Here is a 20154-nt window from a genome sequence, read left to right on the forward strand (position 1 = left end):
TGGATTCCGGGCTCGCGCTTCGCGCGCCCCGGAATGACGAGATCTCACTTAACTATCGCCCCGTGTTCTTGGCAGCTCCGGAAAATCCTCCTCACGGAATTCCCGGCCGCGCAGCGGATCGTCGCGATCGTTGTCGCGTTCGAGCCGTCGTAGCTGCACGCGGCGGATTTTGCCAGAGATCGTCTTCGGCAGCTCGGAGACGATTTCCAGCCGGCGGATGCGCTTGAACGGCGCAAGCCGGGTGTGCAGGTGCTTGAAGATGGAAAGCGCCGTCTCCGGCGTCCGCTCGGCGCCCGCGGTCAGCAGCACGAAGGCCTTGGGAATCGCGAGCCTGATGGGATCGGGGCTCGGCACCACCGCGGCTTCCGCGACGAGCTCATGCTCGAGCAGCACGCTCTCGAGCTCGAAGGGGCTGATGCGATAGTCGGAGGATTTGAACACGTCGTCGGAGCGGCCGACGAAGGTGAGATAGCCGTCCTCGTCTGCGAAGACGACATCGCCACTGCGATAGAGCTCGCCTTCCGCGCCCGACAGCTTACCGTCGTCGCCCTGATAGCCTTGCATCAGGCCGGCGGGACGAGCAGCGCCCAGCAGCAGCGCCACCTCACCTTCCTTGGCTGGATGGCCGTCGGCGTCGCTGACTTGCACACGGTAGCCCGGCAGCGGCCGGCCCATCGAACCAACCTTGATCTTTTGCCCAGGCGAGTTGCCGGCAAGCGCGGTCGTCTCGGTCTGGCCATAGCCGTCGCGGATGGTCAGACCCCAGGCAGCCTGAACCTGGTCGATCACCTCAGGATTGAGCGGCTCGCCCGCGCCGCAGACTTCGCGCAAGGCAACCTTGAACGAGGACAGGTTCTCCTGGATGAACAATCGCCACACCGTCGGCGGCGCGCACAGCGTGGTGACGCCGCAGCGGCCGATGGTGGCAAGCAGGCCCTTCGCGTCGAAGCGCGGCTGGTTGACCACAAACACGGTCGCACCCGCATTCCACGGCGCGAAGAAGCAGCTCCAGGCGTGCTTGGCCCAGCCGGGCGAGGAGATGTTGAGATGGACGTCGCCGGGCTTTAGCCCAATCCAGTACATGGTCGACAGATGCCCGACCGGATAGCTGCGCTGGCTATGCCGCACCAGCTTCGGCTTTGCCGTCGTGCCCGAGGTGAAATAGAGCAGCATCGGGTCGTCAGCGTTGGTCGGGCCGTCGGGCGTGAAACTCACAGGCGCCTTCGCCGCTTCGTCGTAAGCGAGCCAGCCCTCGGACGTCTCGCCCACAACGATGCGCGCGACACCATCGACGCCAAGGCTGGCAAACTTCGCGACCTGATCCTGTGCGGCCACCACCGCCTTCGCCTTGCCGCGATCGAGCCGGTCGCGCAGCTCGTCGGCCGTGAGCAGCGTGGTCGCGGGGATCACGACGACGCTGAGCTTCATTGCGGCGAGCATCGTCTCCCACAACGGAACCACATTGCCGAGCAGCAGCAGGAGGTGATCACCGCGCTTCAGGCCCTGCGCACGGAGGAAGTTGGCGACCTGGTTGGAGCGCTGCGAGAGCGCCGCAAAGGACAGTTTCGTCTGCTTGTCCTGCGCAGCATCGACAATCCAGAGCGCGGGCCGATCCTTGCTCTCCGCATTCGTCGCCAGCTCGGCGTCGAACCAGTCGAGCGCCCAGTTGAAGGGATCAGGATCGGGCCAGCGGAAATCCCTGACCGCTGTCTCGTAATCCGTGCGGTGCTGAAGCAGAAACGCGCGCGCTTCCTGAAATGTCGTCATCAAGATTTCCCGGCCAGCTCCCTAACGTGCTTGATAATTCCGGAAAAATCCACCCCGCCATGGCCGGCTGCGTCGAAAGACTGGTAGATCTCCTGCGCATGCTTGCCGAGCGGCGTCGCCGCGCCGGCGGCCTTGGCGGCGTCCTGCGCCAGGGTCAGGTCCTTCACCATCAGCGCCGAGGCGAAGCCCGGCTTGTAGTCGTTGTTGGCCGGCGAGGTCGGCACCGGGCCGGGAACCGGGCAATAGCTCGTCAGCGACCAGCACTGGCCCGACGAGGTCGAGGCAACGTCGAACAGCGCCTGATGCGAGAGGCCGAGCTTCTCAGCCAACGCAAAGGCTTCGCTCACCGCGATCATGGAAATGCCCAGGATCATGTTGTTGCAGATCTTGGCCGCCTGGCCGGCTCCGGCGCCGCCGCAATGCACGATCTTCTTGCCCATGTTTTCGAGCAAGGGCTTGGCTGCCGCGAACGCACCCTCCTCACCGCCGCACATGAAGGTGAGCGACGCGCCCTTGGCGCCACCGGTGCCACCGGAGACCGGCGCGTCCACCGAGAGCACGCCATGCTGGGCCGCAAGCGCATGTGCGGCCCGCGCGCTCTCGACGTCGATGGTGGAGCTGTCGATGATCAGCGCGCCCTTGGTCATGACAGGTACGACCTCGTTCCAGACGGCGAGCACGTGCTTGCCGGCCGGCAGCATGGTGACGACGACCTCGGCGCCTCTTACCGCGCTCGCCGCGCTGTCGGCGATGCTGGCGCCATCGGCCTTGGCCTGATTGCGGGAAGCCTCGACGAGGTCAAAGGCCACGACCTTGTGGCCGGCCTTGACCAGATTGGCCGCCATCGGGCCGCCCATGTTGCCGAGACCGATGAATGCGATCGTAGCCATTGTCGTTTCCTCCACTTCGATCGTTATTGGTTGAATTTGAGCTCGTCGGCGCCGATCTCGGCAAAATACGGTGCAAGCATCTCCGGCGTCACATCCTCGATGCGCGGCGGCGACCAGGTCGGGTTGCGGTCCTTGTCGATTACCGCGGCACGCACGCCCTCGCGGAAATCATCGCTGCGGAAGACCTCATTCGCGGCGCGATATTCCCGCACCAGGCATTCCTCCAGGCTCGACGCGGTGCGCGCCAGCCGCAGCAGTTTCAGCGTCACCACCATGCCGCGCGGCGATTTTTCGTTGAGCGTCTTGAGCGTTGCCAACGCAAAGTCCGAGCCGTCGCGCTTGAGCGCGGCAAAGATGTCTTCCATGCGGTTGAAGCCGAACAACGCATCAATCACCGGCTCCTTTGCCGCGACCGGCCCCGCGGTCTCGCCGGTCGCAAAACCGTTGATGAGCCTGCTGATATCAGTCGCGGTCGCGCCCGCGCGCACCTTGGTCAGCGCCTCACGCAACTCCGGCAATTTCGCTGCAGGAACCACCCAATCGGCAAATCTCGCGTGGATCGCATCCGGCCCGTTCATGGTCTGGCCGGTCAGGCCGAAGAACGTGCCGATCTCGCCGGGCGAGCGCGACAACAAATAGGTGCCGCCGACATCGGGAAAGAAGCCGAGCCCGACCTCCGGCATCGCCAGCTTCGTCCGATCCGTGACGACCCGATGGCTCGCATGCGCGGACAAGCCGACGCCGCCGCCCATCACGATGCCGTCCATGAAAGCGACATAGGGCTTTGGAAACTTCTTGATCCGGGCGTTGAGGATATATTCCTCGCGCCACAGGATCTTGCCGAGATCGCCGCCAGCCTTCGAGCTTTCCCAGAGCGTGCGGATGTCGCCGCCGGCGCACAGGCCGCGCTCACCGGCGCCTTCCAGCAGGATCACGGCAACGGTGGGATCGCTCTCGAAGCGGTCAAGCGCCTTCTCGATGTCGCGAAACATCTCCAGCGTGACGGCATTGATGGCCTTGGGACGATTCAGCCTGATCACGCCAGCCCCGCCCTCGACACGGGCGACCAGATCGCCCTCCTCCACTTCGTTCATCGCGCGCCCTCGATCAGTTTGCGCGCCACGATGAGCCGCATGATTTCATTGGTGCCTTCGAGGATCTGGTGCACGCGCAGATCGCGCACGATCTTCTCGATGCCGTATTCGCTCAAGTAGCCGTAGCCGCCGTGCAGCTGCAGCGCATGGTTGGCGACCTCGAAACCGACATCGGTACCGAAGCGTTTTGCCATCGCGCACAGCATGGTGGCGTCGTGGTCCTTGCGATCCAGTGCGGCCGCAGCCCGCCACAGGAGGGTGCGCGCGGCCTCAAGCTCTATCGCCATATCGGCGAGCTTGAACTGCAAGGCCTGGAATTCATCCAGACGCTTTCCGAACGCCTTGCGCTCCTTCATGTAGGCGCGCGCCTTGTCCAGCGCGGTCTGCGCGCCGCCGAGCGAGCACGCCGTAATGTTCAGGCGGCCGCCGTCGAGGCCGGCCATCGCGATCTTGAAGCCGACACCCTCCTCGCTCAGCCTGTTGGCAACAGGCACGCGGGCGTTCTCGAACATCACGGCGCGGGTCGGCTGCGCGTTCCAGCCCATCTTGCGCTCATTGGCGCCGAAGGAGACGCCCGGCGTCTTGCCGTCAATGACGAGGGTCGAGATGCCGCCCGGGCCATCACCGCCGGTGCGCACCATTGCGACCAGGAGATCAGTGCCGCCGGCACCAGAGATGAACTGCTTCTGGCCGTTGAGGACGTAGTGATCGCCGTCGCGCACCGCACGCGTCCGCAACGCCGCTGCATCGGAGCCGGCGCCCGGCTCGGTCAGGCAGTAGCTCGCGATCAGCTCCATCGAGCAGAGCTTTGGCAACCATTGATGACGCTGGGTGTCGCTGCCGAAGGCATCGATCATCCATGACGCCATATTGTGGATGGAGATGAAGGCCGACGTGGTCGGGCAGCCGGTCGCCAGCGCCTCGAAGATCAACGCGGCGTCGAACCGCGTCATGGCGGAGCCACCGACATCGTCGCGGATGTAGATGCCGCCCATGCCGAGGGTTGCGGCCTCGCGCATCACATCGACCGGGAAATGCTTCTCTTCGTCCCAGCGTAGCGCATGCGGCGCGATCTTCTCCGCCGCAAACGCCAACGCCATGTCGCGCACCGCGATCTGATCCTCGTTCAGAGCGAATTGCATGCTGGGCTCCTCACCTCCTCGTCATTGCGAGGAGCGAAGCGACGAAGCAATCCAGACTTACTCTGCGGAAAGATTCTGGATTGCTTCGCTGCGCTCGCAATGACGGGCTGGGCAACAGCCCCTACTTCATCAGCGGGATCGAGAACTCCGCACCTTCCTTGACGCCGGACGGCCAGCGCGAGGTCACCGTCTTGGTCTTGGTGTAGAAGCGGACCGAATCCGGACCGTGCTGGTTGAGGTCGCCGAAGCCCGACTTCTTCCAGCCGCCGAAGGTGTAATAGGCGATCGGCACCGGGATCGGCACGTTGATGCCGACCATGCCGACATTCACCTTGGCCGCGAAGTCGCGCGCGGCGTCGCCGTCGCGGGTGAAGATGGCAACGCCGTTGCCGTAATCATGCTCGGACGGCAGCGCCAGCGCCTCCTTGTAGTCGTGCGCGCGCACGACCGAGAGCACGGGCCCGAAGATCTCTTCCTTGTAGATCCGCATGTCCTTGGTGACGTTGTCGAACAGCGAGCCGCCGAGATAGAAGCCGTTCTCGTAGCCCTGCATCTTGAAGCCGCGGCCGTCGACGGCGAGCGTCGCGCCTTCCTTGATGCCGACGTCGATGTAGCTCTTGACCTTTTCGACCGCCTCGCGCGTCACCAGCGGACCGTAATCGGCCGACGGATCGATCGAGGTGCCGATCTTGAGCGACTCGACGCGCGGGATCAGCTTTTCCATCAGACGGTCGGCGGTGGACTTGCCGACGGGCACCGCGACCGAGACCGCCATGCAGCGCTCGCCGGCCGAGCCGTAGCCCGCGCCGATCAGCGCGTCGACCGCCTGGTCCATATCGGCGTCAGGCATGACGATGGCGTGGTTCTTGGCACCGCCGAAGCACTGGCAGCGCTTGCCGGTCTGGGCGGCGCGCTCGTAGATGTACTGCGCGATCGGCGTGGAGCCGACGAAGCCGATGGCCTTGATATCAGGGTCGTCGAGGATGGCGTCCACCGCTTCCTTGTCGCCATTGACGACATTGAGGATGCCGGCCGGCAGGCCCGCCTCCATCATCAATTGGGCGAGCAGCATCGGTACGCCGGGGTCGCGCTCGGATGGTTTGAGGATGAAGGCGTTACCGCAGGCGATCGCGGGCGCGAACTTCCACATCGGGATCATCGCCGGGAAATTGAACGGCGTGATGCCGGCGACCACTCCCAAGGGTTGCCGCATCGAATAGATGTCGATGCCGGGACCAGCGCCTTCTGTGTACTCGCCCTTCATCAGATGCGGGATGCCGCAGGCGAACTCGGCGACTTCGAGGCCGCGCTGGATGTCGCCCTTGGCGTCGGGCACGGTCTTGCCGTGCTCGCGCGCCAGCAGCTCGGCGAGCTTGTCGTAATCGCGCTGTACCAGCTCGACGAACTTCATCATCACGCGGGCGCGGCGCTGCGGATTGGTGGCGGCCCATTCGGGCTGTGCGGCGCGGGCGTTCTCGACGGCGGCGCGGACCTCGGCCTTGGACGCCAGCGCGACCTTGGCCTGGACGTCACCGGTCATCGGCTCGAAGACGTCGGCGGTGCGGCCCGAGGTACCCTTGACCTCCTTGCCGCCGATGAAGTGTCCGATTGAACGCATGGAATGATCTCCTTCAGGCCGAGCTTGGACGCTTTGACAAATCCTATTGACCTGCATTTTATAGGATTCAAGTCTGAGATAATGCACCATAGATGTGCGAAAATGCTGGATCAAGGCGCTATCGACTGGGATGACTTCCGCTTCGTGCTGGCCATTGTGCGGGGCGGCTCGGTGTCGGCTGCGGCAAAGCAGCTCGGCGTCGACCATGCCACCGTGATCCGGCGTGTGGACCGGCTGGAGAAGCATCTCTCGGCCAAGCTGTTTGACCGGCGAAAGACCGGCTATCTCCTCACCGAATCCGGCCAGCGCGTGGCCGACAGCGCGGAGGCGATGGAATCCACCATCGTGGCCAACCAGGAGCAGGTCGGCGGCTCCGTGGCGCGGTTGACCGGCACGGTGCGGATCGGCGCGCCCGATGGCTTCGGCACCGCCTTCCTGGCGCCAAGGCTCGCCCCGTTCGCGGACCGCTATCCCGACCTCGATCTGCAACTTGTGGCCACCGCGCGGTTGTTCAGCCTCTCCAAGCGCGAGGCCGACATCGCGATCAGCCTGACCATGCCGAAGGAAGGCCGCATCGTCGGCCGCAAGCTGCTCGACTACCGCCTCGGGCTCTACGCCGCCCCCGCCTATCTCGATCGCTTCCCGAAAATCGTCTCGCGGCAGGACCTGCCGCAGCACCGTTTCGTCGGTTACATCGAGGAGCTGCTGTTCACGCCGGAGCTCGACTATTTGCCGCAGGTGTCGCCGCGGATCTCGGCACGCTTCCGCAGCGCCAATCTGATCGCGCAGCTCAACGCTACGCTCTCAGGCTTCGGCATCGCTGTGCTGCCGCACTTCATGGCGAGCGACTATCCGCAACTCGTGGCGGTGCTGCCCGAGGAGATCTCGATCACCAGGACGTTCTGGATGCTGATGCACGCCGACAGCAAGGACCTGGCGCGGATCCGGGCGGTGGCGGATTATATCGGGGAGATCGTGGAGCGTGAGCGGGCGTTGTTTGCGGGGCGATAAAAGACGGGCTCGTAGGGTGGGCAAAGCGAAGCGTGCCCACGCGTTTTTTTTGCGACCGAGAGAGATGGTGGGCACGGCGCTTACGCGCCTTTGCCCACCCTACGGCACCTCGCCTAGTTTTGCTTCGCCTTCTTCGCAGCCGCCACCTTCGGCTCCCGCCTCGCGCCCTCGAGCGCGCTGTCCCGGCCCGCCTTCAGCACCTCATCCGACAGCTCGCTGGAGCCGGCGATGCGCGCCAGCAGCATGGTGCCAGCCATGGTCGCCAGCGTGGCGATCGCCTGCTTGCGCGCGGCCTTGCGCGGAACGTTCGGGATGAAATTGGTCATCATCTCGATCATCTCGTCGAGCTTGCCAGCAAAGGCTTTTCGCGTCTTCGGGCTCTCGCGGGCGATCTCGGCGCCGAGCGCTGGGATCGAGCAGCCCTGGCCGGGATTGTCGCGGTGCAGCGCGGAGAGATAGGTTTCGACGATCTGGGTGAGCTGCTTCTCGGGCGCAACCTGATCGGACTGCTTGCGCCAGTGCTCCATCGAGCGGTCCATGGCGTAGGCAAAGGCTTCGATCACCAGCGCCTCGCGCGAATCGAAATGGGCGTAGAAGCCGCCATGAGTGAGGCCCGCCTCCTTCATGAGGTCGGCAACGCCGATACCATGGGCACCTTTTTCGCGCAGCCGCACGGAGGCCTTCCTCACGATGCGGTCGTGGGTTTCCTGCTTGTGTTCCCGAGAATAGCGCATGCAGCTCTCATTGGATGTCGGAGGTCATCTCATAACACGAATATCGGCCAAGCGGCGCATTAATTCCCGGCAAAGATGTTGCCGACCATGGAAAAAGTTGCAGTTGCATGGACTGCGAGCGCCCCTTTACCATCGCGCACAAACCCTTCGGTATAGCTGGTCTGGCGCCCAAGCTTGATGATCTTGCCTTCGGCCGAGATCAGTCCGGACCGGACCGAGAGCGGCCGCAGGAAGGTGATTTTCAGGTCGAGCGTCACCGACGACTGGCCGGCCTCCAGGCGCGTCGAGATCGCACAGCCCATGGCGGTGTCGAGCAGAGCCGCCGCGGTCGCCCCATGCAGAAGGCCGATGGTATTTTCGAGATCCTCGCGCGGCTCCAGTTCCATCACGATCCTGTCAGGCTCGACCACGGCCATGACAAAACCGATCAGCCTGGCGAAGGGCGGCGGTGGCAGCCGACCATCGCGGATGCCAAGCATGGCGTCCAGGCCTGATAGCCCCATGGCCACTTTCGCGACCGGCGCAGGCACCTGCCAGTCGACCACGCGCTCGCGCCGCTGCGCGGATGAAAACAAATCGACTTGAGCGGATTCCGTCATGATGCCCTCTTTATAATATTATGACAATCATACTATGCGACGGACTTCATGCTGGCAACACCGTCGCATCCGCTTGACAAGCGCGGCGTTTCGGCCCGGAAGTAATGCCGACGGCCGCGCCTCGCGCCCGTCCACAAAGCTTCGAGACATCAGATGGAAATGCTCAACGACCACTGCGGCGTAACACGCGATGCGCGCGGCGTCGTTCATGTCGCAATCTGCCACGCCGGCTCACTGAACATTCTGAGCTCGCACGTGACCGACGCAGTCCGCGAAGGGCTGCAAAAGCTCGCCACTGACCGCGGCATCCGGGTCGTGGTGCTGCGCGGCCAGAGCGAGAAGAGCATGATCGGCGGCGCCGACATCAAGGAGATGGCCAAGCTCGACCAGACGTCCGCGGAGGCCTTCATCAGCCGCCTGCGCGATCTCTGCGAGGCGGTGCGGCAATTCCCTGCCCCGATGATCGCCCGCATGCCGGGCTGGTGCCTCGGCGGGGGGCTCGAGGTCGCAGCGGCCTGCGACTTCCGGATCGCGGCGCATGATGCGCATTTCGGCATGCCGGAGGTGCGCGTCGGCATCCCCTCGGTGATCCACGCCGCGCTGCTGCCGCGCCTGATCGGCTGGGCCCGTGCGCGTTGGCTGGTGATGACCGCAGAAAATATCGATGCGCCGACGGCGCTGTCCTGGGGACTGATTGACAAGGTCGCGCCGGCGGGCGGGCTGGATGCCGAGATCGAGCACTTGGTGAGCACGCTGCTCGAATGTGGTCCCGAGGCATTGCGCTCGCAGAAGGCGCTGCTGCGGCAATGGGAGGAATTGCCGCTCACGGAGTCGGTCAACCTCAGCGTCAAGCTGTTCGGCGAGTCGTTCCTGACCGACGAGCCGACGCGGCTGATGCAGGCGTTCGTGAACAGGAAGCGGTAGCTTCTGGGCTAAGACACAGCGATCACTCCGGACGACGCTGTCATGCCCCGCGAGGGGGGGCATGACACTATCTTTGGAGGGACGCCCTCGTTCCTCGCGCCAACCAACTTCGCTCGCACGACCAAATCTCATCCGGACCACGACATTTTCTCATGCCGGTCGCGGTTGCATTTTTTGCGGCGCATCATATGATGATCATAATTTAACAGATCGTCGCCAGGGAGTTCTGTCATGGCCGAAGCCGCCGATTCCGTCGTCATCGTCTCCGCCGCCCGCACCCCGCTCGGCCGCTTCATGGGCGAATTATCGCCGCTTGCCGCGCACAAGCTCGGATCGCACGTGATCAATGCAGCGTTGGAACGCGCCAGGCTCGCGCCCGAGAAAGTGGACGAGGTCTTCATGGGCTGCGTGCTGCCGGCCGGCCAGGGCCAGGCGCCGGCGCGGCAGGCGGCGCGTGGCGCTGGTCTGCCCGACGCCACAGGGGCCACCACAGTGAACAAGGTTTGCGGATCCGGCATGAAGGCGACCATGCTGGCACACGACATCATCCGCGCCGGCTCGGCCGAGATCGTCGTCTCCGGTGGCATGGAGAGCATGAGCAACGCGCCCTACCTGCTCGCGAAGGCGCGTGGCGGCTATCGCGCCGGGCATGACCGCATCATCGACCATATGATGATGGACGGCCTTGAAGACGCCTACGAGACCGGCCGCTCGATGGGCGATTTCGGCGAGGCCACGGCCGAGGCTTATCAATTCACCCGTAAGGACCAGGACGCCTATGCAATGGAGACGTTGAGCCGCGCACGCAAGGCGGTCGAGGGCGGTGCGTTCAAGGCCGAGATCGCGCCTGTTACGCTGACCGAGAAGGCAGGCCCGCGCGTGATCGCCAATGACGAGCATCCGCTGAAGGTCGATCCCGACAAGATCCCCGGACTGAAGCCGGCGTTCCGTGCCAACGGCACCATCACGCCGGCGGCCTCCTCCGCCAATGCCGACGGTGCCGCAGCGCTGGTGCTGACGAAGCGCTCGCTCGCCGATCGCAACAACCTTCCTGCCATCGCGGAGATCAAGGGCCACGCCACCCACAGCCAGGAGCCGCAATGGTTCACCACGGCGCCGATCCCGGCGATCAGAAAACTGCTCGATAAGGTCGGCTGGAGCGCGGGTGATGTCGACCTCTTCGAGATCAACGAGGCCTTCGCCGTCGTCGCGATGGCGGCGCAGCGCGATCTCGGCATCCCGCGCGAAAAACTCAACATCAATGGCGGCGCCTGCGCGCTCGGGCATCCGATCGGCGCGACCGGCGCGCGGCTGATCGTGACGTTGCTGCATGCGCTCGAAGCCAACAACCTCAAGCGCGGCGTCGCGGCGCTCTGCATCGGCGGCGGCGAGGCCACCGCAATCGCGGTGGAGCGCCTGACACCCTAGCCGTCGCAGCGTCCGAAATTGAGGGAAGTCTGTCATTTCAGACTTCCCGTTTTCGTGTCAGAACTGCAACAATGACGCGGGCCTGCCAAAACCCGCCAACCTGGATTGAGGCGCAATGATCTCGAACTGGCTCTCGGCCGCGCTCGGCCGTCGCAACATCCATTACGGCTGGGTGATGGTCGGCGTGACCTTCTTCGCCGCACTGATCAGCGCAGGCACGGTCGGCGCGCCCGGGGTGTTCATCGTTCCGCTTCAGAAGGAGTTCGGCTGGAGCACGGCCGAGATCTCCTCCGCGCTGTCGATCCGCTTCATCCTGTTCGGGCTGATGGCGCCGTTCGCGGCCGCCCTGCTCAACCGTTATGGCTTGCGCAACGTCACGCTGACGGCGCAGCTCATCGTCGTCTCGGCGCTGGTGCTCTCGCTCGGCATGACGCAGGTCTGGCAGCTCGTGATGCTGTGGGGCGTGGTGATCGGCATCGGCACCGGCATGACCGCGCTGGTGCTGGGCGCCACCATCGCGACGCGCTGGTTCACAGCGCGCCGCGGCCTTGTCATCGGTATCATGACTGCGAGCGTCGCCACCGGCCAGCTCGTATTCCTGCCGCTGCTGGCGAGCCTGACCGAACGTTTTGGTTGGCGCCTCGCGCTCGGCTTCGTCTGCATCATGCTTGGCGTTTCCGCAACCGCGGTCATGCTCATCATGCGCGACCGCCCAAGCGATGTGGGCCTGCGCCCATTCGGCGACGATGGCAGCGAGCCCCTGCCCGCGCCTCCGGTGAGCCACGGCTCGATCACGGCGGTGGCGCTCGGCACGCTGCGCGACGCCTCGAAGTCGAGCGCGTTCTGGATCCTGTTTGCGACCTTCTTCGTCTGCGGCGCCTCCACCAACGGCCTCGTGCAGGTGCATTTGATCCCAATGTGCCTCGATTTCGGCATCCCGCAGGTGCAGGCGGCGAGCCTCTTGGCGGCGATGGGCATCTTCGACTTCTTCGGCACCATCATGTCGGGCTGGCTGTCGGATCGCTACGACAATCGCTTCCTGCTGTTCTGGTATTACGGCCTGCGCGGCCTGTCGCTGATCTTCCTGCCCTTCAGCGATTTCTCGTTCTATGGCCTGTCGATCTTCGCGATGTTCTACGGCCTCGACTGGATCGCGACGGTGCCGCCCACGGTGCGGCTCACCGCGCAAAAGTTCGGCCCCGAACGTGCCAATCTGGTGTTCGGCTGGATTTTCGCCGGCCATCAGCTCGGCGCCGGCGCTGCCGCTTTCGGCGCTGGCCTGTCGCGGACGCTGCTGCAGAGCTATCTGCCTGCCTTCTTCATCGCCGGTGCGCTCTGCGTATTTGCCTCGCTGATCGTGCTGGCACTGTCGCGGCAGCCGAAGCCACAGGCAAAAGCCGCGATGGCCTAGCGCGATCGCGGCGGTGAAATCAGCTGGTCGGATGCGATGTGCCTCTTCGCCGCCGAACCCGGAACTGTTGACATGCTCGCCAGTGATTGCATCGCCGCTAGCGCTCGGACGGGGACCGGCTTTCCCATTGCTCAAGGCGATCGATTGCCGCCTCCCGTTCGTGCTGGCCCAGCCAAATCGTGAGGAGAACCAGCGCACCAGCGAGAGCGCCGATGCCGAAATATAGGTTCTTCATACGCGTTGAATGCGGCGAGGCGAATTTCGTTCCTGGGATCGCGGGGCGAACGCCGTTACGGATCGAGAAGTGGTCGCGGAAGCCCCGAATACCGGCGTCAGGCTACCATTGGACATCCAAGGAGCGAGCGAAGGCCTCCCGAACCAGATCTCCACTGGCTGATCAACCGGACGCAGCCGGGAGCAAGCCGGGCTAACGCGAGGCCGTTCTTGAAGCATCCTCGCCAAGTTGCTGGCCCTGCGCGAGCCTGCGCTCGACCATCCCCATGACGGAGCTCACTTCGTCGAAGGCTCGGGAGTGGGAATCGTCTCCGCCAAGGTGCGTGAGGTCGAATACCAGGATCTTCTGCTGCGCCAACGCACTTCTGTACGGCTCTTCCTTCGGATCGATAGCGCCGAGGCGGCTCGTCCCTCCAGCAAGCGACGTCGATATTTTGAGAGCGACATCATCCTGCGACAGGAACAGGCCGATGCGGGGGCGCCGCGGTCCCAGAGCTTCGGCCGCGCTGATGAACTCGTCGAAGCCGATGTCGGGCGCAACCAGCGCCACATTCTTCAGCTTCGACACCGATCCACTCCGCGAGGCCCTGCTCCGCAGCGCATCGAGTGTGACCAGGCAGCCCATGGAATGGCAGACGAACGTGATCTCCTTGATGGCGGGATTGGCGTTCACGGCCACCAGCAGTTCGGTCAGTGCCGCGCCCGATTGGCCCGCGACCTTGCGGTCGTGATCGTATGACCCAAGGTTGCCCGCCCCCTGCGACGGCCATGAAAACAGGATGGGAATGACGGGAAGCCGGCCGTCATGGACGAATTGCGCGTAGCGATACACCGCATCGTCAAAACGGTTGTTGAAGCCGTGCACGAAGACCATCGTCTTGTTGCGATGCGTGGCCTTCACCGCTTGGGTGATGGCAGCATTGAATTCGGCACGATCCAGATTAGCAGCCGATGCCGTGACGAACTCCTTGCGCGGATCGCCGGGAGGCGAGAGCGGCCACTGGATCTCTCCGACCTTGCGCAATCCATCCGGGGGAATCGACACGGTGACCTGGGCAAATGCCATCTCGGTCGAGGGCTCCCGGCTGAACATCTCCCCGGGATCGCCACTTGAACGCGCCCGTGTCGTTCCGATCAGAATAGGAATTTGGGAGGTCGCTTCAACGGCCTCACTGCTCGGGACCAGCACTCCTTGCAGGGGGCGCATGGTGCAGGAAATGCAGGCCAGCACGGTCAGCACGACAGCAGCAACGTGCAGGGAAGCGACGGTACGGCTCCGAGGATGCATCCGGTTCTCCTTCCGGCGCACACAATGGGGTCCGGAGCAGTCTCACAATCGCTTGTCGCCGGCCCCGATTTTAGCGCCGCCAGCGGGCGCATCCGCCAAGGAAAGACAGCTGCCCGCGCTTCCGATTGATCCAGATCAACCCTCCGGTCCGGCAAGCCGGCTCCCGACGACGCGATGATCCCTTGCCAGAACTCCGGCCCAAAGGCTTCTATGCCGGAAACCAGCCTTGATGTGCATCAAACGGTCGGGGAACGAAGCGGCTAGGAAGTGAGGCCTAACTCGCCGGCGTCGGAGCGCGACATGGGAAAACATGCTGTCAAGGTTTTGATAATTGCCGGTCTTACCGCTGGTTTCACCGCCGCGGCCCAGGCTGAAGACGTCGACGTCGGCAAGTCAGAGTTTCAGTCGTCCTGCGCGAGCTGTCATGGTGCGGATGCGAGGGGCAAAGGGCCGGTCAGCAACCAGCTGAGGACATCGCCTGCCGATTTGACGATGCTGGCCAAGAACAACAACGGCGTATTTCCCGCGGACGCCATTTACGAAACAATAGAGGGAATGAAAACAGTTCCCGCTCACGGCTCTCGTGAAATGCCGATTTGGGGCGAGCGGTTCAATCCCATCGTCAACCTGCCTCACTATGTCGACCCGTCATATTGGGAAAAGGCCGGGCCGGAAAAGAACCCCGAGGTCGTCGTGCGAAAGCGCATCCTCTCTGTTGTCGATTATCTCAGCCGGATTCAGCAAAAGTAGCAGCCGGCAAGGATCGAGATGACCGGCCCCCGGCGCCCGGCTGCCCTCCAGAGCGGCCCGCCGCCCAATGCCTCCCACCCCTGGCTCGGGGCATATTGCCGTGACGGCCCAAACGTGGACAATGCGACCTCAAGCGCTTCGCGCGCGCAGTGCACACCAAGATGCGCCAGAGGAAACAAGATGCCGACTGCCTTCCCGTCGCCCGTCCCCACCATTCCGACCACTCCCCTGACCGCCCAGCTCCGCGACGCGATGCGCGCGATCGTGGGCGAGAAGGGTTTCATCGAGGACGAACACGGCATGCAGCCGTTCATCACCGATTGGCGCGGGCTGCTGTTTGGCCGCGCCGGTGCCGTCGTTCGTCCCGGAAGTACCGAGGAAGTCTCAAAGGTCGTCCGGCTGTGCCACGAGCATGGCGTCGCCATTGTGCCCCAGGGCGGCAACACCGGGCTGATGGGTGGGGCCACGCCCTGGCCTGCGCACACCGGCATCGTGTTGTCGCTGGGCCGGATGAACCGCGTGCTCGACGTCGACCCGGTCGGCTATGCCATGACGGTCGAGGCCGGCTGCGTGCTGGAAACGCTTCAGGAGACAGCTAGCCGTCACGACAGGTTCCTGCCGCTCAGCCTGGGTGCCCAGGGCTCCTGCATGATCGGCGGCAACCTCTCGACCAATGCCGGCGGCGTGCAGGTGCTGCGCTATGGCAATGCCCGCAATCTCGTGCTCGGGCTCGAGGTCGTGCTGCCCAATGGCGACGTCTGGAATGGATTGCGCGCGCTGAAGAAGGACAACACCGGCTACGACCTCAAGCACCTCTTCATGGGCGCCGAGGGAACGCTCGGCATCATCACCAAGGCCGTCCTCAAGCTGTGGCCGGCGCCCAAGGATGTCTGCACGGCGTGGCTGGCCGTTCGCGATCCGCGCGCGGCGCTGGAGATCCTGTCCGAAGCGCACGCGGCGTCCGAGGACAATGTCGGCTCTTGCGAGCTCTTGAGCCGCGCGGCCGTCGACCTCGTGATGCGCCACATTCCCGGTGTGCAGGATCCGCTGAAGGCGGACACGCCGTGGTACCTGCTGCTGGAATGGTCGTCCTCGCGCCCGCGGCAGGACGGGGCCGACGGCATGTCGGAGAAGCTGGAGGCGTTTCTCGCCGACCAGTTCGAAGCCGGTCGCGTACTCGATGCGGTGATCGCGCAGACCGTCAGTCAGTCACGCAACATGTGGCGCATCCGGGAAGCCATGGCCGAGGCCGCCCGCGCCGAGGGGCCGGGGATCAGCTATGACGTGTCGGTAGCAATCTCCAGGATACCCGAGTTCATCGACAAGGGGCTCAAGGCCGTGCTCGACATTCTCCCGAGCATTCGCCCCTATCCGCTCGGGCATATCGGCGACGGCAATCTGCATTTCTCGTTCATGGGGCCCATCGGCATGGATCAGCAGACGCTGAACCAGTATACCGCCGCCATCACGCGGGCCGTGAACGACCTCATCACCTCCATGGGCGGCTCGATCTCGGCGGAGCACGGCATCGGCATCGAAAAGCTCGACGAGCTCAGCCACTACCGCTCGAAGACCGAGCTCGACATCATGCGCACCATCAAGCGCGCGCTCGATCCGCAGAACATCATGAATCCGGGCAAGGTGCTGCGGGTGTGATGGGCCGAGCACCTCGCCGTTTCCTCAGCCGCGCGGATTGACGATGGTGTAGCCCCGCAGCGAACGCGCGTGCATGCGTGTGGCGTGACCGCCCGAGTTGGCGTCGTACGCCATCCACATGTCGCCGCCGAGAGACTGCTCGAGAACGAAGACATGCCCCCGTCGCGCCGCGACCATGCCCGGCGCCGGCGCCGCGCGCGGAAAGCGCAGCCAGTTGGATGCAAGATTCAATTCCGGCACGACATGACCGAACACGCGCAGCGCCGCGCCGCAGCCACAGAACGACGATGGGCAACCGGCGGGCCGGCCTCCGATGATGCGCTCGCCGGAGACGCTGATCGTGCTGGCCGTGGCGCCGGCATCGGTCACCGTCATTTGCGTTGAGCGATAGGCCTGCAACGGCCTGGGAGCCCGCTCGCGTCGCGTGGGCGAATAGGAGAAGTCACAGGGCATGGTGACGTTGCATTCAGAGGCTTGGACAGCGCGATAAGGCCGCGCGTCGGCAACGGCAGAACTGGCGACAACAAAAATGCACGCAGAAAGAACTGGCTTGATCATTTGCAGGACTCTGAGTTGGAGGGTCCTGCCCCGCTGCAAAAGATCAATATTGGTTTGGCTGAAATGAGCCTGAACAGCGGCGGAAAGGCGCTGCGGAATTAACTTGGGTTAACTTGCTCGCTGCTGGACGGCCGAACCCTACGGCCTGATCGAGAAATTCTCCGGCGGCCCCGCTTTGCGCAGCGGCTCGGCGAGACGTGCGAACTCGCAGAGCAGCGAGCGTGTCTTGCGGGGATCGATGATCTCCTCGACCCAGAATTTCTCGGCCGAGCGGAACGGCGAGCGAAGTCTGTTGAGTCGCTCCTCGATCTCCTTCAGCTTGGCTGCCTTATCCTCGGCGGCATCGATGTCGGCGCGGTAGGCAGCTTCGATGCCGCCTTCGAGCGGCAGCGAGCCCCAATAGGCGGACGGCCAGGCGTAGCGGATCGAGAAGCGGTCGGCGGGCTGGTGCACCACGCCGGCGACCCCGAAGGCGTTGCGCAGGATCACGGTGCACCAGGGCACGGTGGTCTGGTTGACCGCGGCCATGGCGCGGACGCCATGGCGGATGGTCGCCGCCTTCTCGGCATCGAGACCGATCATGAAGCCCGGGCAGTCCATGAGATAGACGATCGGCAGATGGAAGGTTTCGGCGAAGTCGACCCAGCGAACCACCTTCTGGCAGGCATCGGCCGTCCAGGAGCCGCCATAGTGAAAACTGTCGCTGGCGAGCAGCATCACCGCCCTGCCCTCGAGCCGTGCGAGGCCGACGATGATAGGCTTGCCGAAATTACTGGCGACCTCGAAGAACGAGCCCTTGTCGACGACCTGCTCGATGATCGGCCTGACCTTGTAGACCTGCTTGCGGTTGCGCGGCACCGCCTTCATGAGCGCTTCTTCCATGCGCTCCGGATTGTCGATGCAAGGCAGGGTCGGCGGCAGCTCGTAGACCGACGACGGCAGATAGGACAGGAAGCGCCGGGCGCAGGCAAAGGCCTCCTCCTCGGTATCGACGGCATGATCGACCGCACCGGCCTTGGTCTGAATATCAGCGCCGCCGAGCTCTTCCTTTGAAAGGTTCTGACCGAGCGCCTTCACCACCGGCGGCCCTGCCACGAACATCGCGGACTTCCGGGTCATGATCGAATAGTGGCTGGCGGCAAGGCGCGCGGCACCTAAGCCCGCGACCGAGCCGAGACCGAGCGCGACCACGGGCACGCGCGATAAATTCTCCGTCGTGAAGCGATACCAGCGCGTGCCGCCGATGCCGCCGGGCAGGTTCGCCGCGCCCTTGGTCTCGATGGTCTTGACCGAGCCGCCGCCGCCGGAGCCCTCGATGATGCGGATGATGGGCAGACGGAAGTCGTGCGCCATCTCCTCCGCCATCAAGGGCTTTGCCGAGATCGACGCATCCGCCGAGCCGCCGCGCACGGTGAAGTCGTCGCCGACCACCACGACGGTCCGGCCGTCGACACGCGCGCGGCCGAACACGCAGTTCGCCGGCGTCACGGTCTTCAGCTCGCCTTTGGGATCGTACTCACCGATGCCGGAGACGGCACCGATCTCGTGGAAGCTACCCTTGTCGATCAGTCTGTCGATGCGTTCCCGAACTGTCAGCCGGCCCTGGTCATGCTGTCGCTTGACCTTGTCAACGCCGCCCATCTCCCGCGCGAAAGCTTCGCGCCGGGCGAGCTCGTCGAGTTCCGGCTTCCAGTTCATTCACTCCCTCCGAACTCATCGGCTTGTTATTGTTATGCACTGATATTGCGACCGGCTTGCGCGAGATGCGGTTGTTGAAGGCATCGCCTTCGGCGCCTTCCATCAGGCTGCCGAGCGAGCGGCCGAGCGCCAGCATCAGCGGCGCGACCTCGGCATCCAGGCGCTGCTCGTCATACATCGCCGACAGAAGCCCGATCGTGACGACCACGAAGGTCTGGTACTGCGGCGACCAGATCGGTACCGCCAGGCCGTTGATGTGCGGGCTCCACAGCCCGCAGGCCGTGACATAGCCGCGCTCGCGCAGCGACTGCCTGTTGGCCTCGATGCGGGGCCGCAGGATCTTTGCAGCCTCCGGCGCTTCGCGCTCCATGTCGTTGATGAAGGCATCGCCGACCTGCGGCGCCAGGGCCGCGGTGTAGGCCGCGCCCGCCGCGGTCGAGGCCATCGAGATGCGGCTGCCGGTGCCCTCGTGCAGGCCGAGCGCAGAAGGCGAGCGTGCAAACTGGAGATAGACCAGATGGAAGCGATCGGGCACGACGAAGCCGACGGTGCCGGGCAGCTGCTCGGCGACTTCCTGAAGCCGCTGGCGGATCATGCTGCGCAGCTGCGCGCCCTTCATCATCGAGGCGCTCATCGCCACGGCGCTCGGACCGATTCGGTATTTCTGATCGCGCGGCAGATAGACGAGCTGCCCCATGCGCGTCAGCGTGTGCGTGAGCCGCGACACCGTCGAGCGCGGCAGGCCGCAGCGATTCGAAATTTCGAGATTGCCGAGCCGCGCCTCGTGGCCCTCGAAGCATCGCAACACGTCGAACGCGCGCGACACCACCTGGATGACATCCCCCTCACCGGCATCGCCAGCGAGCGCACCTTGCCTGCTTAACCGCTCCGAACGTCGTCCCATGATCCCTACCGTTTGTTCCGCTCTGCGGAATTAAATTCCACTTTGTGAACGACGCTACCTCAGGCATTTTGCCACGACAACAAAAAGGCGATGGCATGCCAGAAATTAAGATCGTCATGGAGGTCGCCGGCCGCATCTGCGCAACTCCCGTGCAAGTTGGAGGAACTGTCGCCGATGGCGAGGACGTTGTGGTCGTCGAAGCCATGAAGATGGAGATACCGGTGCAATCGCCTGCATCGGGCACGCTGACATCATTGCTCGTGAAGATCGATGATCTCGTTGCCGAGGGACAGGCGATCGCGATCGTCGTGAGCTGCGCGCGCGCCATCGGCGGCTTGTCGGCCACGACAATCTGAAACAGATGATATCGGAAGGGCGCGTGGAGTCTTGCGTTCGGGCGTCACCACGAGACCGGACGGGTTGCGCATATGCTTAATGCGTTGCACAA

Annotated in this window: 18 protein-coding genes; 7 read left to right on the plus strand and 11 right to left on the minus strand. The window is 64.3% G+C overall.

The genetic code is table 11. The features are described from left to right. Positions 1–48: 48 nt before the first annotated feature. The 5 genes from AOQ71_RS37685 to AOQ71_RS37705 form a co-directional block, all read right to left on the minus strand. Positions 49–1767, minus strand: coding sequence for an AMP-binding protein (locus AOQ71_RS37685; RefSeq protein WP_057758144.1), 1719 nt, complete (start codon positions 1765–1767; stop codon positions 49–51). Beyond that, positions 1767–2657: a 3-hydroxyisobutyrate dehydrogenase gene (gene mmsB / locus AOQ71_RS37690; protein ID WP_057758146.1), complete on the minus strand. Its 891-nt coding sequence runs from the start codon at positions 2655–2657 to the stop codon at positions 1767–1769. The genes AOQ71_RS37685 and mmsB overlap by 1 nt, the downstream gene beginning before the upstream one ends. A 23-nt stretch (positions 2658–2680) precedes the next feature. After that, on the minus strand, positions 2681–3751 hold the full coding sequence (locus AOQ71_RS37695) for an enoyl-CoA hydratase/isomerase family protein (RefSeq protein ID WP_057758148.1): 1071 nt from the start codon (positions 3749–3751) through the stop codon (positions 2681–2683). After that, positions 3748–4893, minus strand: coding sequence for an isobutyryl-CoA dehydrogenase (locus AOQ71_RS37700; protein ID WP_057758150.1), 1146 nt, complete (start codon positions 4891–4893; stop codon positions 3748–3750). Before AOQ71_RS37700 ends, AOQ71_RS37695 begins: the two co-directional genes overlap by 4 nt. A gap of 121 nt (positions 4894–5014) precedes the next feature. Continuing rightward, positions 5015–6511: a CoA-acylating methylmalonate-semialdehyde dehydrogenase gene (locus AOQ71_RS37705; protein WP_057758152.1), complete on the minus strand. Its 1497-nt coding sequence runs from the start codon at positions 6509–6511 to the stop codon at positions 5015–5017. 102 nt (positions 6512–6613) lie between these two features. Here AOQ71_RS37705 and AOQ71_RS37710 point away from each other — a divergent pair, with 102 nt between their 5' ends. Beyond that, positions 6614–7522, plus strand: coding sequence for a LysR family transcriptional regulator (locus tag AOQ71_RS37710; RefSeq protein WP_057758154.1), 909 nt, complete (start codon positions 6614–6616; stop codon positions 7520–7522). A 113-nt stretch (positions 7523–7635) separates the two neighbouring features. Here the strand turns inward: AOQ71_RS37710 and AOQ71_RS37715 are convergent, their stop codons facing one another. Both AOQ71_RS37715 and AOQ71_RS37720 read right to left on the minus strand, forming a co-directional pair. Then, positions 7636–8256 (minus strand): TetR/AcrR family transcriptional regulator, encoded by a 621-nt coding sequence (locus AOQ71_RS37715; protein ID WP_057758156.1) that lies wholly within the window; start codon positions 8254–8256, stop codon positions 7636–7638. A 59-nt stretch (positions 8257–8315) separates the two neighbouring features. After that, positions 8316–8855 carry a PaaI family thioesterase gene (locus tag AOQ71_RS37720; RefSeq protein ID WP_057758158.1) on the minus strand — a complete coding sequence of 180 codons (540 nt, stop codon included), beginning with the start codon at positions 8853–8855 and terminating at the stop codon, positions 8316–8318. A gap of 153 nt (positions 8856–9008) precedes the next feature. Between AOQ71_RS37720 and AOQ71_RS37725 the strand changes: the two genes are divergently transcribed. From AOQ71_RS37725 to AOQ71_RS37735, 3 genes are all read left to right on the plus strand, one after another. Continuing rightward, the gene (locus AOQ71_RS37725; protein WP_057758160.1) at positions 9009–9779 is read left to right on the plus strand and encodes an enoyl-CoA hydratase; all 771 of its coding nucleotides are present in this window, start codon (positions 9009–9011) and stop codon (positions 9777–9779) included. Between the two features lie 231 nt (positions 9780–10010). After that, positions 10011–11207: an acetyl-CoA C-acyltransferase gene (locus tag AOQ71_RS37730; RefSeq protein WP_057758162.1), complete on the plus strand. Its 1197-nt coding sequence runs from the start codon at positions 10011–10013 to the stop codon at positions 11205–11207. Positions 11208–11322: 115 nt separating this feature from the next. Next, positions 11323–12618, plus strand: coding sequence for an MFS transporter (locus tag AOQ71_RS37735; protein ID WP_057758164.1), 1296 nt, complete (start codon positions 11323–11325; stop codon positions 12616–12618). A gap of 427 nt (positions 12619–13045) precedes the next feature. On the opposite strand, the gene AOQ71_RS37740 is transcribed toward AOQ71_RS37735, so the two are convergent. After that, positions 13046–14092, minus strand: coding sequence for an alpha/beta hydrolase (locus tag AOQ71_RS37740; protein WP_245317361.1), 1047 nt, complete (start codon positions 14090–14092; stop codon positions 13046–13048). A gap of 348 nt (positions 14093–14440) precedes the next feature. Here AOQ71_RS37740 and AOQ71_RS37745 point away from each other — a divergent pair, with 348 nt between their 5' ends. Both AOQ71_RS37745 and AOQ71_RS37750 read left to right on the plus strand, forming a co-directional pair. Continuing rightward, positions 14441–14890, plus strand: coding sequence for a c-type cytochrome (locus tag AOQ71_RS37745; protein ID WP_057758168.1), 450 nt, complete (start codon positions 14441–14443; stop codon positions 14888–14890). Positions 14891–15070: 180 nt separating this feature from the next. Further along, entirely contained in the window at positions 15071–16546 is a 1476-nt protein-coding gene (locus tag AOQ71_RS37750) for an FAD-binding oxidoreductase (protein ID WP_057758170.1), read from the plus strand. A gap of 24 nt (positions 16547–16570) precedes the next feature. Here AOQ71_RS37750 and AOQ71_RS46520 read toward each other — a convergent pair whose 3' ends face one another. The 3 genes from AOQ71_RS46520 to AOQ71_RS37765 all read right to left on the minus strand — a co-directional run bounded on the left by AOQ71_RS46520 (position 16571) and on the right by AOQ71_RS37765 (position 19706). Beyond that, a complete protein-coding gene (locus AOQ71_RS46520; RefSeq protein ID WP_347336730.1) occupies positions 16571–16921 on the minus strand; it encodes a hypothetical protein in 351 nt (116 codons plus the stop codon). 321 nt (positions 16922–17242) lie between these two features. Then, complete coding sequence (locus tag AOQ71_RS37760) at positions 17243–18802, minus strand: acyl-CoA carboxylase subunit beta (protein WP_057758175.1); 1560 nt, start codon at positions 18800–18802, stop codon at positions 17243–17245. Continuing rightward, positions 18732–19706: an IclR family transcriptional regulator gene (locus tag AOQ71_RS37765; protein ID WP_057758177.1), complete on the minus strand. Its 975-nt coding sequence runs from the start codon at positions 19704–19706 to the stop codon at positions 18732–18734. The genes AOQ71_RS37760 and AOQ71_RS37765 overlap by 71 nt, the downstream gene beginning before the upstream one ends. A gap of 95 nt (positions 19707–19801) precedes the next feature. Here AOQ71_RS37765 and AOQ71_RS37770 point away from each other — a divergent pair, with 95 nt between their 5' ends. Beyond that, a complete protein-coding gene (locus AOQ71_RS37770) occupies positions 19802–20062 on the plus strand; it encodes an acyl-CoA carboxylase biotin carboxyl carrier protein subunit (RefSeq protein ID WP_057758179.1) in 261 nt (86 codons plus the stop codon). Positions 20063–20154: the final 92 nt, after the last annotated feature.

The sequence above is a fragment of the Bradyrhizobium manausense genome (assembly GCF_001440035.1).
Classification (GTDB): domain Bacteria; phylum Pseudomonadota; class Alphaproteobacteria; order Rhizobiales; family Xanthobacteraceae; genus Bradyrhizobium; species Bradyrhizobium manausense.

Bases quoted from the DNA above. Each gene is read 5' to 3' on its own strand.
- AOQ71_RS37685 (WP_057758144.1), bottom strand. From the start codon at position 1,767: ATGACGACATTTCAGGAAGCGCGCGCGTTTCTGCTTCAGCACCGCACG.
- mmsB (WP_057758146.1), bottom strand. From the start codon at position 2,657: ATGGCTACGATCGCATTCATCGGTCTCGGCAACATGGGCGGCCCGATG.
- AOQ71_RS37695 (WP_057758148.1), bottom strand. From the start codon at position 3,751: ATGAACGAAGTGGAGGAGGGCGATCTGGTCGCCCGTGTCGAGGGCGGG.
- AOQ71_RS37700 (WP_057758150.1), bottom strand. From the start codon at position 4,893: ATGCAATTCGCTCTGAACGAGGATCAGATCGCGGTGCGCGACATGGCG.
- AOQ71_RS37705 (WP_057758152.1), bottom strand. From the start codon at position 6,511: ATGCGTTCAATCGGACACTTCATCGGCGGCAAGGAGGTCAAGGGTACC.
- AOQ71_RS37710 (WP_057758154.1), top strand. From the start codon at position 6,614: ATGCTGGATCAAGGCGCTATCGACTGGGATGACTTCCGCTTCGTGCTG.
- AOQ71_RS37715 (WP_057758156.1), bottom strand. From the start codon at position 8,256: ATGCGCTATTCTCGGGAACACAAGCAGGAAACCCACGACCGCATCGTG.
- AOQ71_RS37720 (WP_057758158.1), bottom strand. From the start codon at position 8,855: ATGACGGAATCCGCTCAAGTCGATTTGTTTTCATCCGCGCAGCGGCGC.
- AOQ71_RS37725 (WP_057758160.1), top strand. From the start codon at position 9,009: ATGGAAATGCTCAACGACCACTGCGGCGTAACACGCGATGCGCGCGGC.
- AOQ71_RS37730 (WP_057758162.1), top strand. From the start codon at position 10,011: ATGGCCGAAGCCGCCGATTCCGTCGTCATCGTCTCCGCCGCCCGCACC.
- AOQ71_RS37735 (WP_057758164.1), top strand. From the start codon at position 11,323: ATGATCTCGAACTGGCTCTCGGCCGCGCTCGGCCGTCGCAACATCCAT.
- AOQ71_RS37745 (WP_057758168.1), top strand. From the start codon at position 14,441: ATGGGAAAACATGCTGTCAAGGTTTTGATAATTGCCGGTCTTACCGCT.
- AOQ71_RS37750 (WP_057758170.1), top strand. From the start codon at position 15,071: ATGCCGACTGCCTTCCCGTCGCCCGTCCCCACCATTCCGACCACTCCC.
- AOQ71_RS46520 (WP_347336730.1), bottom strand. From the start codon at position 16,921: ATGACGGTGACCGATGCCGGCGCCACGGCCAGCACGATCAGCGTCTCC.
- AOQ71_RS37760 (WP_057758175.1), bottom strand. From the start codon at position 18,802: ATGAACTGGAAGCCGGAACTCGACGAGCTCGCCCGGCGCGAAGCTTTC.
- AOQ71_RS37765 (WP_057758177.1), bottom strand. From the start codon at position 19,706: ATGGGACGACGTTCGGAGCGGTTAAGCAGGCAAGGTGCGCTCGCTGGC.
- AOQ71_RS37770 (WP_057758179.1), top strand. From the start codon at position 19,802: ATGCCAGAAATTAAGATCGTCATGGAGGTCGCCGGCCGCATCTGCGCA.